The 14105-nt window shown below is 72.8% G+C and carries 8 protein-coding genes; 5 read left to right on the forward strand and 3 right to left on the reverse strand.

What is annotated here, in order from left to right:
• The first annotated feature begins 206 nt into the window (after nt 1–206).
• From WCD41_RS15965 to WCD41_RS15975, 3 genes are all read left to right on the forward strand, one after another.
• Complete coding sequence (locus WCD41_RS15965) at nt 207–2663, forward strand: hypothetical protein (protein ID WP_337714447.1); 2457 nt, start codon at nt 207–209, stop codon at nt 2661–2663.
• Nucleotides 2660–5326 carry a hypothetical protein gene (locus tag WCD41_RS15970; protein WP_337714448.1) on the forward strand — a complete coding sequence of 889 codons (2667 nt, stop codon included), beginning with the start codon at nt 2660–2662 and terminating at the stop codon, nt 5324–5326. The genes WCD41_RS15965 and WCD41_RS15970 overlap by 4 nt, the downstream gene beginning before the upstream one ends.
• Before the next feature lie 100 nt (nt 5327–5426).
• Nucleotides 5427–6260: a chitosanase gene (locus WCD41_RS15975; protein ID WP_337714449.1), complete on the forward strand. Its 834-nt coding sequence runs from the start codon at nt 5427–5429 to the stop codon at nt 6258–6260.
• A gap of 7 nt (nt 6261–6267) precedes the next feature.
• Here the strand turns inward: WCD41_RS15975 and WCD41_RS15980 are convergent, their stop codons facing one another.
• Complete coding sequence (locus WCD41_RS15980) at nt 6268–7080, reverse strand: hypothetical protein (RefSeq protein ID WP_337714451.1); 813 nt, start codon at nt 7078–7080, stop codon at nt 6268–6270.
• 147 nt (nt 7081–7227) lie between these two features.
• Here WCD41_RS15980 and WCD41_RS15985 point away from each other — a divergent pair, with 147 nt between their 5' ends.
• Both WCD41_RS15985 and WCD41_RS15990 read left to right on the forward strand, forming a co-directional pair.
• Nucleotides 7228–7815, forward strand: coding sequence for a hypothetical protein (locus WCD41_RS15985; RefSeq protein ID WP_337714452.1), 588 nt, complete (start codon nt 7228–7230; stop codon nt 7813–7815).
• A 116-nt stretch (nt 7816–7931) separates the two neighbouring features.
• A complete protein-coding gene (locus WCD41_RS15990) occupies nt 7932–11216 on the forward strand; it encodes a DUF4062 domain-containing protein (protein ID WP_507237357.1) in 3285 nt (1094 codons plus the stop codon).
• Nucleotides 11217–11225: 9 nt separating this feature from the next.
• Here WCD41_RS15990 and WCD41_RS15995 read toward each other — a convergent pair whose 3' ends face one another.
• Together WCD41_RS15995 and WCD41_RS16000 are read right to left on the reverse strand one after the other, a co-directional pair.
• On the reverse strand, nt 11226–13427 hold the full coding sequence (locus WCD41_RS15995; RefSeq protein WP_337714454.1) for a bifunctional polysaccharide deacetylase/glycosyltransferase family 2 protein: 2202 nt from the start codon (nt 13425–13427) through the stop codon (nt 11226–11228).
• A 2-nt stretch (nt 13428–13429) separates the two neighbouring features.
• Complete coding sequence (locus WCD41_RS16000; protein ID WP_337714455.1) at nt 13430–14053, reverse strand: hypothetical protein; 624 nt, start codon at nt 14051–14053, stop codon at nt 13430–13432.
• Between the last annotated feature and the right edge of the window lie 52 nt (nt 14054–14105).

A 14105-nucleotide genomic window follows, 5' to 3' on the forward strand; every position in this document is an offset into this window, starting at 1 on the left:
ATCTCGCGCCTGCACCCCCAGACCTCTCACACGAATGGCTCAGCACGTGAGAGCGACCTGTTCTCTGGGTAGCGCCCTCCTCGACCCGACGGGGTCGTCGACAGAGAGTCCGCATAGGCGTGACAACGCTGGGCTGGATGTGTGAACAGCAGTTCTCACAAGGCCGAGTCTTTGTACCCTCCGTCACATATCGGTGAGGGGGGACCATGCCGAAGATCGTCGAGAACGGTCGGCGGGAGCGGCCGCCCGGAGCATGGCCCGGTCGCGTGGCCCGGGGGCAGGATCGTCTCTCGCTGCTCGTCCGCGCCGACGTCACCTGGGTCCGGTGGGGTCCGCTCGACCGCGAACCCGAGGCCCTCCAGCCCTGGTCCCGTCATCGCGACTTCCTGAGGGAGCTCCTCGGCCTGACGGGCGAGCCGGTGGCCGACGCCGCGCTGCTCCTGACCCCGGATCACGACGGCGTGCGGGCGGTCGCCCCCGGCCAGTCCGTCGACGTCGCCGGGTGGCTCGAGCGTTCCGGTCCTCCCGCGACGGAGACGCCCGGGTGGGCGACGGAGCGTCAGGAGCTCGCTGCGCGGATCGAGGAGATCGCCGACGGCCTCGGGGCAACGTTCCGCTACCTGGTGAAGCGCGCCGACGCCACCGCGGACGCGATCACCGCCGGGCTCAACCGACACGCCTGCCGCGCGCACTTCACCGTGGACCTCCCGGACGACCCGGTGGTCAGCGTCGTCGTGGACCTCCGGTTCCGGTGGCACCAGGGCGCCTGGCTCTACGTCACCACCTCGATCTGGTCGAGCCGGCCGCAGAGTCCGCGCCACGCTCCCCCGGCGGCAGGCCACCCCGTTGCGCCTCTCCCTGCCTTGCCCCTCCGCGGTCCGGGGTCCCTCGACGGCGTCTTCACCCGTGCCCGGCTGGTCGTCGACGACGTCCTCGCCGCACACTTCATCCCGGCCGCGGCGGTGGTCCTGTGCAGCGACACCCCGATCTGGGCGCCCTCGCGCTACGAGCCGCCCCAGTTCTGGATCGCGACCTGCACCGGGACGCCGGCCTCGGGCCACGTGACGCCGTGTGAGCTCGTCGACGGGCTCTGCGACGGGATCCTCGATGTGCGGGACGCGAGTTCGTGTCAGGTGACCCGCCATGACCTCATCGCGGTCCCGCGGACGGCCACGCCGCCGGTGCGCCTGACGACCTTTCGACGTCTCGTCCCCGGCACGGAGCACGAGGCGCCGCGCTACGTCCTGGTGCCCGACCGGGCCGCGGGACGGATCGCGCAGGAGGACGCGGTCCGCGATCTGCTCCACCGGCTGACGGTGGAGGACACGGAGACGGCGGTCGAGCTCCTGGACCGCTCGACGGAACTGGGCGTCAACGACGGCCTGGTCCGGATCTACGAGATCGTCGCGGAGCGGGCGTCGACGCTGTGGGACCAGCTGGCGATGCATCTCCTGTCCGCCCGCGCCGGAACGCTGGACCGCGTCCACGCGCGGATCGGCCTCCTGCACGTCGGGCTCCTGCAGGGCATCGCCGACCTCGACTACATGGCGCGCAAGGCCGCCGACGACGCCCGTGCGCTGGACCTGATCGACCCACCGAAGCACGGAGGGGTCGACGAACGCTTCCATCCGGCGGGAGCAGGCCCGGGCGCTCCGCTCGGCACGTCGTTGCGCCAGGGCGGCTATGTCGACCCCACGCGCCGCTGGGCCCGGGAGGTCGTCGACCGCGCCGATCGCGTCCGCGGCTCGTTCACCGCGCTCCACTCCGCCATCGCGAACGCGTTCGACGAGCACCGGGTCCGGGACACGGATCGGCTGGGGAAGCTCGGGCTCCTCTTCGCCGGGGTCCTCGCCCTCACCGGGTTGGCCACGGAGAGCTGGGCCAAGATGCTGGACTGGCTGATCCCTGGCGAGGACCTGCGACGTTCGTGGATCTTCTTCGCCGCATCCACGGTGATCGTCATCGCCGTGCTGTGGGCGGTCACGAGACGGTCGAGGCGGAATCTCGGCAGTCTCGGCACGGGCCGTGAGCACGATCGGCGTTACGAGATGGTCCGCTCCTACCTCGGCACCTGCCGTACCGAACGACTGACGTCCCTGTGGTCGGCCTGGAGCGGCGTCGAGACCCGACGTCGCGACCGGCTGTGGGACGCCGAGGACCAGCAGCTCGCCGTGCAGTGCGCAGCCGTGATCGACGACGCCCTCGCCCACGAGGAACGCCTCGAGACCAACGATCTCGAGGAGCTCGGGGCCGCGATCGAACGATGGGTCATCGCCGCGATGTTCGTCAGCGAGCGCCCCCGGGCCTTCTGGCACCAGCCCCTGCCCCGGCTCACGTTGCTCTACCGGTTCTATCCGGTGTTCCCCCAGTGCTTCCCTCCCACCTACGCGTTCCCGCCCCTCGTCTCGGACGCCGACTTCATGCTCGCGCTCGGGACGATCGCCGGCGCCACGTCCCGCGAGCGCCAGGTCGTCGTCGACTGGGGGCAGGGCATCGCCAAGGCCCCGAGCGCACGCGACGCGCTGCACGCCATCGAACGCACCGGCATCCGGGTCGGCCTCGACCGGGAGGGCTGGCTGGCCGTCGTCGCACGCATGCGAGCGGACTGCGAGAGCCGTCCCGCCACCGACCCCGACTCCACTGGCACCGGCGAGGCGTCATGACGAGCACCAGCACCGCCAATCCCGCGACCGTCCCGGGCACGGTCGGCACGACGGAGCTGCGCGTCCACGGCGTGCACGGCACGCCGCCCTCCACCCTGCTCGGCGATCCCTATCCCGAGCAGGTGGCGGGCGACTCGGACGCGCGCTTCTACCGTCGCCGGGGCGCCCCCGAGAACCCGACCCGCGAGGCGTTCTGGTGGTCGAGGATGACGTCGGGGTCGCCGCTGCGGGCGTTCTGGCTGCTCTTCCTGCCCTTCGCGTTGGTGAACCTCGCGCGCTTCGCGCTCCTCACCTGGGACGACGCCCGCGACGGCGAGGCCCCGGCTCACCGACCGCACCCCTGGGACCGCGTCGCCGGCGGCCTCCTGCGCCTCCTCGGTGCCGTCCTGACCCTCGGGCTCATCGCGACGACGTTCGGCGTCACCGCCGACCTCGTCATCCGGCAGTGCGCCATGGTCCCGTCGTGCCGCACGAACCTCTCCTGGCTCAGCTGGGTGGGATCGTGGGACGCCGGGCCGGTCGTCGTCCTCGCCGTCCTGCCCGCCGGTCTGGTCCTCGGGCTCTTCGAGATCGTCGGGCGGCAGACGTTCGTCCGCTCGTCGATCGACGCGGCACCGACCTGGGCGAACGAGCGGCGGTTCGGCAACGAGGAGTTCTGGCGGGAGGCCGCCGAGGTGACCGTCCTGCGGCGCCTGCACCTCGGGGCCTGCGCCGCGCTGCTGGGTGTCCTGGTCACGGCCATCGGGCCGGGCGACCGGATGGTGACCGCCGTCGGCCTCGTCGTGCTGGCTGCCGCACTCGTCCTCATCACCGTCCGGAACGTCGGACGGGCGCGACACCTCGCCGACGTCGTCGCGGTCCTCGCTGCCGCCTTCGCCGTCGTCGCCACCGCACTCGTGGCGGCCCCGCGCTGGTTCGCGCCGCTGGCGACCCAGCGCTGGGACGCCCTGCCCGGCACGCTCGGGCGCACCACCGACGCGGTCGGCGCGGCCGTCGCGATCCTCCTGGTCCTCTTCGCGCTGGTCGTGGTCGTTCAGGGCCGGCGGTTCCGGCGGGAGGAGCGCGCCGCGCAGGCCCCCGACCGCCCGCGCGTGTTCCTGCCGCTCTGGGGCGGGATGGCGCCGGTGGTGCTGGTGTCGCTGGGCGTCGGGCTGTTCTGCGCCTACGCCACGGGGATCGTGTTCGCGATCGCCGACGTCCTCGGGTCCGTCCGACCGGAACGCCGCGCACAGGGCGAGACCCTCGTGATGGTCGGGAGCAGCTACTGGAGCGCCGCGATCGGGGCCCTCGGCGCAGCGATCGCGGTGGCGCTGGTCGCGGCCCCGCTCGCCGCCTGGGTCCTGGGGCGACGCGGCACGGCGTTCTGGTGGTCGCTGGGCATGATCGCCGCGGCGGTCGGGATCGTCGCGATCGTGATGGGTCGCACGGGATGGGGCGAGCTCGCCCTCGCCGTGGCCCTGGCCTGCCTCGCCGCGGGCATCGCGAGCTGGGTGCGCTCGGGCCGGCGGCCGCGGGTCGGCGGCAGCGGGGAGCGTCCAGATCCCGACTACCCGAACACCCCGCCGCCACCGGCCGACCTGGCCGTCTCCACGAACGAGGCGCTGGACCGGGTCTGGCGCGCATGGTTCCTCGGGCGCGCCAAGTACCGCTACCGCGACGTCGCCGCTTTCCTCGCCGCGGTGGCCGGCCTGACGGTGCTCGCGGGCGGCGCCGCCGCCGTCCTCCGGCTCCTCGGGGGCACCTGGCCGGTGCAACCGGCGACGGACGAGCGAGCCGGTGTGGCGATGGCGGGCGCCACCGGAGCAGCCTTGGCCGGTGCCCTGTTGCTGGCCCTGCTGTCGCTCGGCATCACCAGCTACCGCAGCCAGTCCGTCCGGACGACGGTCGGCATCGCGTGGGACCTGATCTCGTTCTGGCCGCGCCTCGTTCACCCCTTCTGCCCACCGCCCTACGGTGGGCGCGCCGTCATCGAGACGGCACGACGGGCGGTGGATCTCGTCACCGCGGACGAAAGGTCACGCTCGGTGGTCGTCCTCTCCGGCCACAGCCAGGGCAGCGTGATCTGCATGGCGGCAGCGACCCTGCTCGCCGCGCGGGCGGAGCGCTGGGACCCGCTCTCCCAGCGGCCTCCGTCGCGGGAAGCACTCCAGATCGAGATCACGCTCCCCGAGGCCCGCGAGACGATCGACCACCTCGCGCTGCTGACCTACGGCTCGCAGCTGCAGTGGGCGTTCCCCCGCCTCTTCCCGTGCTTCATCGGCTTCCACCACCTCAAGCGGCTCTACGAGCGGGGGCTCGACGGCCGCTGGCGGTCGCTCTACCGGGAGACCGATCCGCTCGGTGGTCGTGTCCTGAGCTGGGGCGACGGCGACGAGGAGCGGCTGGTGCGCGAGGGCCAGGCCTTCCTGTCCGAGGAGCAGATCGGCGCCGCGCAACGGTTCGGTCCGGATGTCCGGCTGAAGGACCCCGTCACCCTCGTCGTCTCGCCGGACCAGGTCCGTCCCCACGTGAACGGGCACAGCGACTACTACGACGACCCCGCGTTCGAGCGAGTCCTCGGTGAGGTCGCGGAGGAGGCCGGCGCGACCCCGTGGCCGACGTCCCCGGCCGGCGAGCCGAGAGGGTACGGCGCATCGAGCGCGGCGCCGATCCCCGCCGGCTAGCCTCACGACACATCCCACGAACGAGGTCCCGTCCCCCTGGTGGGCGAGTCGAGGCGTCGTCCTATCGTCGCAGGGTGACGCCGACGGCATCCGGGCGACGATGAACCGCCGCTTCTTCCTCTCCCTGACCGCTGGGGCAGCCGGGGCGGCGGGCTGGGCCGTGCTCAGCGGGTGCAGCTCGGCGACCGCCGCGGCACCCCGCCCGCCGGGCCTCGCCGACCCGGCCCGCAAGCACGTCGCCGAGGCGATCATCTCGAGCTTCGAGAACTCCACCACCGAGCTGCCCTACGCCGCGGCGCAACGGCTCGGCGACGGTCGCGGCATCACCGCCGGGCGGGCCGGGTTCACCAGCGGCACCCACGACCTGCTGCTCGTGGTCCGCCGCTACGAGCAGGCCGCCGGCGGCTCGACGCCGCTCACGAAGTACGTCCGTCCCCTGACCCGGATCGATGTCCAGGCCGCCGAGGGCGGCGACAAGGAGAGCACGCGCGGCCTCGACGGCTTCGAGGACGCGTGGGCGCAGACGTCGCGGACCGACCCCCGCCTCAACCAGGCCCAGGACGCCGTCTACGACGACCTCTACTTCCGCCCCTCGATGGACCAGGCCGCCCGGGCCGGCGTCACCACCGCCCTCGGCCAGCTCGCCCTGCTCGACACCGGCGTCCAGCACGGCGTCAGCACCGGCCCCGACGACCTCCCCGCGCTGATCACCGAGACCGGCCCGCCGAGCGGCGACGAACCCGGCTGGCTGCGCCGCTTCCTCGACATCCGCCGCGAGCACCTCGAGAACCCGGCCTACGAGGAGACCGCCGAGGTCTGGCGCGAGTCGCTCCCCCGCGTCGACACCCTCGAGACCCTGATCGACCAGCAGCGCCTCGACCTCGCGACGCCCCTGGAGTGGACCTTCGCCGGCGACCGGTTCAGCCTCGCGTAACTGCGACTCAGGACGTGGGCGGCGCCTCGCAGCCCAGAGCGGTCGCGAGGGCGTCCAGGGTCGCGACGTCATCGGTCGCGGTACCCGACACCGCCGCGTGGAACAGGTAGTTGGTGGTGTCGGTCCGGCATCGCGCCTGGGTCGCGGTGAGGTTCTCGGTGGTGCTGGTCCGCACCACCGCGGGCACGCCGCTGCGCGGCAGGACCACCTGGCGCTCCGTCACTCCCGGACTCGGTGTGGACCTCGTCGTGCCGGCCCCGGGCTGCGCCGGCGCGTCGACGCGCGGTGCGGTCGTGACGCGCAGGCCCCGCCCGCCCGGCGGCATGCCCTGGTTCCACCCGGTGCCGGGCGTGCCGTAGATGCAGACCCGGAACCCGGCGGGCACGGAGCTCGCCGTGGCAGCCACCCGCGCGGTGATGTCGTTCGGGCCGACGACGTCGTCCGGGAAGCCGGTCAGGGTGCTGCCGGGCACGGCCTCGCACGGCGGTGTCACGGGCAGCAGCACGCCGGGCCGGACGAGCACCAGCGCGGCGAGGACCAGCACGAGCACCGCGCCGACCGCGACGCCGGCGACCAGCACCGGGCGCCGGGAGCCACCCGGCGGAACCGCCGCCGGCGGCGGCCCAGCCGGTCCACCCGCGGGCCACCCCGGCGGTCCGCCGGGACGTGAGAGCGGCACCGGGCGCATCCCCGGCCGGCCGGACCCCGGGCGCGGGATCGGCACCGTCGCCGGCTCGCCGCCCCGTCCGACGACAGGGCCGCCGCGCACCGCACCGACCGGGGCGGACCAGGGGCCGGGCGGACGGGCGGTGTCGGTCATGTGTCTCCCGGGGCTCGATGGCGCCGGGGACGTCCCGGTCGATGGTCATCGGGCCGGCAGAGCGGACCGTTAGCCGCGGACGCCCGCTCCGCCCGGTAACGCGTTGATCGACCTCACCGACGGGGTCCGGACCGCCATCGAGCACCCGTGCCGGAGAAGAGCCCCGCGCACCCACGCATGCGGGGCGCGATGAACCTGTTGCAGCGCATCGCCGAGTACCACGACCCCGGTTCCACGTTCGACGACGACGGCAACTGGGACGGCGACGAGCGGTGGGCGTTCGGGATGGAGAGCCCCACCGCGGTGACCCGTGTCTTCGCGAACACCGCCGGGGTCGACGCCGGGGGCACGTGGTGGTTCCAGATCTCCACGGGCGTGGGCTTCGAGGTCCGCGACATCCCCGCGGCCATGCGCTGGGCCAACGACCGCAATGGCGAGTCGGTCATCGGCACGACCTACGTGAGCATCGCCCACCACGGCCAGTTCTGTGTCCTCATCTGGGAGCACCTGATCTGGTCGGGCCTGCTCGCCGGGCTCGGCGGACCGGCCGGCGGCGTCGTGACGGACTGGATGGCGCGCGTCTACCGGGAGGTGCGCACGAAGTCCGAGGGGCTCCGCTCTTCGGCTGCAGCAGGACCTCGGCGCCGTGCGGTGCCCGTCGGGTCAGCAGGGACTCGTCTGGATCCGCGCAAACTACCTCTGAGAGGTCGCTCCGGGTGCTCCGACGCCCCATGACAGTTGCACCTCGGCCCTCCCCTCGTCGCCCGTCGAGACCATCTCCGGGCGACACGAAACACGGTAGGAAGTCCCGCATGGGGGACGTGGGGGAGCCGAGACACATCCACGGCGTGATGGTCTCGAGCACCGCCCGCGATCTCGCCCGGCACCGCTCCGCCGTCATCGACGCCATCGGACGCCAGCCGGGTCTGCACCCCGTGGCGATGGAGCAGGACTCGGCGCGCCCTGACGGGACGACGCTGACCTCGTCGCTGGGCATGGTCCGCGAGTCCGGGGCGTATGTCCTGATCATCGGCGACACCTACGGCCGCATCCCCGAGTGTCCCGAGAACCCCGCCGGATACTCGCTCACCGAGCTGGAGTACCGGGAGGCTCGGCGGCTGGGCCGGCCGATCCTCGTCTTCGTCATGGGCGAGGACCACCCGCTGCCTCGGTCGGTGGTGGAACGTGACCCGGCGATGGTGCGACGGCTGGCGGCGTTCACCGAGGAGGCCAAGCGGGCGGTCGAGGGGTCGACCCTGGAGCGCGTCTACGCGACCTTCGACAGCCTCGAGGAGCTGGCGCTCGCCGCCACCGAGTCACTGGCGGAGCTCCGACTGCTCCTGGACGCCACCGTCGTCGCTCCCGCGCCCGTCGCCTCGGGTCGGAACCAGGGGCCGTCCGCTCCCGACCTCTATGCCGTGCCGTCGTACGCCGGCATGCACCACTTCGTCGGCCGGCGCGATCAGCTGTCAGCGCTGGACGACTGGGCCGGCGCCGCGGGGGACCCGCTCATGCTCTTCGAGGCCATCGGTGGCGCCGGCAAGAGCATGCTGACGTGGCAGTGGACGACGACCGAGGCCTGCCGTGTCCGGACCGACTGGGCGGGCCGGTTCTGGTACTCGTTCTACGAGAAGGGCGCCGTCATGGCGGACTTCTGCCGCCACGCGTTGGCCTATACGACGGGGACGCCGATCGCCGAGCTCGACGGGCTTCCCCAGAGCGAACTGAGCGACCGTCTCCTCCGCGTGCTCGCCTCCCGCCCCTGGCTGCTCGTGCTGGACGGTCTCGAGCGCATCCTCGTCGCCTATCACCGCGACGACGCCGCAGCGCTCGGCGACGAGCAGGAGGCGACAGACCGCGTGGCGGAACGCGACCCCTGCGACGCGATCCGCATCGGCGACGAGGACCTCCTCCGTGCCCTGACGACTGCCACACCCTCGAAGATCCTCGTCACGTCCCGGCTGTCGCCGCGGGTCCTGCTCAACGCCGCCGATCAGCCCATCCCCGGCGCCCGCCGCGAGCGCCTGCCAGGTCTCGATCCGGTCGACGCCGAAGCGCTGCTCCGGTCCTGCGGCGTTGAGGGGGACTCCGACGCCATCCGCGACTACCTGCGGCGGTACTGCGACAACCACCCGCTGGTCATCGGTGTCATCGGTGGCCTCGTCGCCGTCGACTACCTGCAGGACCGGGGGAACTTCGACGCCTGGGCGGCGGACCCGGACCACGGTGCCGATCTCGATCTGGCCGGGCTGGACCTCGTGGGGCGGCGCAACCACATCCTGCGCAGCGCGATCACCTCGCTCTCCGGGCCGTCGGCGCGGCTGCTGTCGACGTTGGCCCTGCTTCCCGAGTCGATCGACTTCACAACGATGTCGGCGCTCAATCCTCACTTGCCGGACCCACCTCAGTACGCCGACCCGCCGTTCCTGACGACGGCGCCGCCGCAGCCAAGATTCGGAGACATCGACGTTCGAAATCTCGCCACTGAGCAGCTGTTCGAACGAAGGCCTGGAGAGCCCTCGTGGCGGAAAGCCAGACTTACGCCGGAGGAGAGCGAACATCTAGAGACGCGGCGACGTGAATTCGATGACAAAGTCGCCGCGTGGCAACGCGAACTCGAGGAGCAGCACGCCGAGTGGCAACACGAGCGCGACAAGCAGCACGCCGAGTGGCAACGCGCGCGCGACAGGCAGTACGGCGATCATCTACGGGCGAAGGTGGATTGGGAGAGCGGCACCGTCCGCAAGACCGCGAACCGTAAGCTCGCCGGCACGGTCAAGGACCTGGAGCGGCGCGGCCTGCTCCAGTACGACCGCTCCCGCCGATGCTACGACCTCCATCCCGTCGTCCGTGCCGTCGCGGTTCGTGGCCTCGACTCGGAGTCCCTCGACGTCCTCGGTGAGCGCGTGGTCGACCACTTCTCCTCGGTGGCACACGACCCCTACGACCAGGTCCGGAGCATCGACGACCTCCGCGACGCCCTCACCGTCCTGCGCGTCCATCTCCGTCGACGTGACTACGCCCGAGCCTTGAGCCTCTGGCAGAGCGGGCCGTCGAACGCGATGAAGTTCAACCTGGAGGCGCACACCGAAGCGCTCGCCTTCCTGCGCGAGTTCTTCGTCGTGCCGTGGTCCGAGCCGGTCCCGCCGCTCGGCGAGTTCCAGATCGCCTACGTCGCCAACGACGCCGCCATCTGCCTCGGGCGTGCCGGCCAGACCGCTCCGGCGGTCATGGCCGCCGAGCTCGCCCTGCGGTCCGCGCTGAAACGGGGCTATCCGCTCTACGTCCTGATCGCGCTCTCCAACGCCTTCCACGCGCTCGAGGCGGACGGCCGACTGGCGCGCGCCGAACGGTGTGCAGTCCTGGCGCTCGAGCTCGCCACCCTCAACAGCACGGGAGCAGTGCGCGACCGGGAGCAGCTGTTCATCGCCCGGGTCAACTGGTTCAAGCTACTGGTCGGGCGAGGACGAACCCGCGAGGCCGAGGCCGTGTGGGCGACTCTCGACGCCTTGGAGAGTCCGAGGAAGCGGTCGACCTACCGGCCAGGCACGGCAGAGGTGTGGCACGCGAAGCTCGAGGCTCAACAGGGCACGCTCTCCCTCGCGACGATCGATCGCACGCTCGAGATCGCGCGGTCGGCCAGCAACCGCCGCATGGTCCGCGAGCTGCACGTGCTCAAGGCCCGTCACCACGCGAGCACCAACCCCCGCCTGGCGGCGGAGAACTACGCTGAGGCCGTCCGGATGTCCCGGGAGACAGGCTTTCCCGACGCACGCTCCGAGACGATGCTCGTACTGACGCGCCTCGAGCTCGGCGAGGTCGCGGACCCCCATGCCGAGGCCCACCGTCTGGCCGGGGCCCGCACCACGGACGACCTCGCCCTGGCTCGGCTCTGGCACGCCCTCGACGAGCCCCGGCGCGCGACCAACCATGCCCTTGCCGCCTACCGCACGGCGTGGGCCGACGGCGAGCCCCACGTGCACCGCCAGGACCTCGACGACGCGACCGCCCTACTGCGCGACCTCGAGGTCCCGCTTCCCCGACTTCCCGTGCGAGATCTCGATGCCGAACCGGAACCGTCGTGGGAGAGCGACGTTCGAGCCCTCATCGGTCGGCTCCGACCGGCGAGCCGGTGACGCGAACCGTCACCGTCGGCTGAGCACCACGAGACGTCGAGGAGACGCCTCCGGCGCGTCGGGCGGGGTTGGGAACACCGTCGGCTCGGTCAGGTGCACCTCGAGCCCGCCGACGCGGCGCAGCTTCTGCCACCCCAGCCGGATGCCGCCGACCGCGGTCACGACCGACTGGATCAGCACCGCGTACATCAGCTGCCGGTAGACGATCTGCTGCAGCGGCAGCAGCCACAGCACGCCCGCCGGCTCGCGCTCCAGCCGGAACGCGATCACCGCGGCGACGAGCTGGATCGCCTGCACCGTCGACCACGCCACCAGCGTCGTCACGGGGTCGAGGAACAGCAGCCCGTAGACGAGGAAGATGTCGACCAGCGGCGCGAGCAGCGGCAGCAGCACCTGGAACACCGCGAGGTGCGCCAGCCCGGCCCGCCCGAAGCGACCCGACGCGCCCGACTCGAGCACCGCGCGGCGGTGCTTCCACATCGACTGCATCGTCCCGTAGCTCCAGCGGTAGCGCTGGCGCCACAGCTGCGGCAGCGTCGCCGGCGCCTCGGTCCAGGCCCGCGCGGAGTCCTCGTACACCACGCGCCACCCGCTGCGGCAGATCGCCATGGTGAGGTCGGTGTCCTCGGCGAGCGTGTCGTCGCTGACCCCGCCGACGGCGAGCAGCACCCGCCGCCGGAACGCCCCGATCGCGCCGGGCACCGTCGGCATGCAGCGCAGCACGTCGTACACGCGGCGGTCGACGTTGAAGCCCATGACGTACTCGATGTGCTGCCAGCGCGCGAGCAGTCCTCGGCGGGAGGCGACCTTGGCGTTCCCGGCCACCGCCCCCACCGTCGGGTCCGCGAACGGCTGCACCAGCCGCCCGACCGTCGACGGCTCGAACACCGTGTCGCCGTCGATCATGACGATCAGCTCGTGGCGGGCGTGCGCGATGCCGGTGTTCAGCGCCGCGGGCTTGCCGCCGTTGGCCTGCCGCACCACCCGCACCCGCGGCAGCCGCAGGGCGTCGACGATGTCCGCGGTCCCGTCGGTGCTGCCGTCGTCGACGACGATCACCTCGACGGGGTGCGCGCTCGCCACCAGCGAGCGCACGGTGGCCGCGATGTTCTCCTTCTCGTTGTAGGCCGGGACGATCACCGACACGGGCTCGGTGACCGGCGGGCCCCACGTGAAGCCGGGCGCGTGCCGCTGCCGGTGGTGCCGCCGCGCGACGACGAGCATCAGCACCAGCCTCAGTACGACCAGCACGCCGACGACCAGCAGCAGCCAGGTCAGGACGTCGACGACGACCCCGGCGACGGCGACCAGGCCGATCGCGACGCCGCCGGCGAGGTGGTCGGCGAGCGGGACCGGGCGGTTGTCGGCGGGCAGCCCGACGGCGACCTCCGGGGTGACGAACCGGTAGCCCTGCGCCTGCAGCTCCGGGATCAGGCGGTCGAGCGCGGCGACGGTCTGGGACCGGTCGCCCCCGGCGTCGTGCAGCAGCACCACGCCGCCGGCGCCGTTCACGGGCTGGGCGTTGCTGACGATGGCGTCGACGCCGGGCCGTTCCCAGTCGCGGCTGTCGACGTCGGAGAGCACCGTGACGTACCCGTCGCGGCCCGCTGCGACGAACGACCGCAGCGCGTCGGCGGTGACCGCGTCCGCCGTCGACGAATAGGGCGGGCGCAGCAGGTAGCTCGACTCCCCCAGCGCGCCCTCGATCACCAGCTGGGTCTCGGTGAGCTCGCGGTCGATGCGCAGGTCGGAGGCCTGCGAGAGGTCGGGGTGGGTGAAGGTGTGCAGCCCGACCTCCGAGCCCGCCGCCCGGATCTCGCGCAGCAGCTCGGGATGACGCGCGGCGTTCGACCCGACCACGAAGAACGTCGCGGGCACCTGGTGGCGGCGCAGCACCTCGAGCACCCGCGGGGTCCACGTCGGGTCGGGGCCGTCGTCGAAGGTCAGCGCCACGGTCCTCGCCGGCATCCGCGCGCTCGCCGGCGTGGCACCGCGGGCGTCGATGACCGGCCCGCCGTCGGTGATCGCGGCCGGCACCCCGTCGGTGACGTCGGGGGCGGTGGTCTGCGCGACCGCGTCGACGCCGACCTGCGAGCGCGCGAGCCCGTCGACCACGAGCAGGCAGCTGAACATCAGCATCGCGACCACCACGAACAGCACCCCGCGACGGGGCAGCAGCCGACGGCGCGCGGCCTTGCGGTGGGCGGCCACGGTCAGACCTGCGTCGCCGCGTGAACGGTGTCGAGCACGTCCGCGACCACCGCATCGGTGCTCGACGGCCTGGTCTGGTGGTGCGACGTGTGCCCGTGATGGTGGTGGGTCGGGCGCGGCGACTCCCGCACGACGGTCGTGGTGGTGACGGTGGTCTGCACGACCCGCTGCGGCGCCCGGACCACCCGCACCGGCACCAGCCGCGCCGGAGCAGCCCGGGGCGTGACGACGTGGCGCGGACGCTCGGCACGCGCGTGCCGGGCAGAGGTCCGCTCAGAGGTCCGCTCGGTGGTCCGCTCGGAGGTGCGCTCGGTGCGCGGCGCGGCGTGCCGGGTCACGGTGGTGGCGACGGGGGTGGCGACGGGCGCGGATGCGGCCACGACCTCGGGCTCGTCACCCTCGTCGGCGTCGTCCTCCGGGGCGGGCGGGCTCGGCGTCAGCGTGGCGCCGACCGGCTGCAACGACACGGTCTGCGTGCCCACGGTCAGCCCGAACGCCGCCAGGTACGCCGCGGCGGCCGAGGCCCCGAGGTACCCCAGCACCGACACCCCGCGCCGCCGACGCCCGCTCGCGTCGACGAACACCGGCGTCCCGGCGCCCGGCCGTGTCGGTTCGGTCGCGGTCATCGTCCACCCCCGGTCATCCCTCACCGGGGTCACACGAGACGCCCGGTGCCTA

This window comes from Actinomycetospora aeridis (genome assembly GCF_037400275.1).
Classification (GTDB): domain Bacteria; phylum Actinomycetota; class Actinomycetes; order Mycobacteriales; family Pseudonocardiaceae; genus Actinomycetospora; species Actinomycetospora aeridis.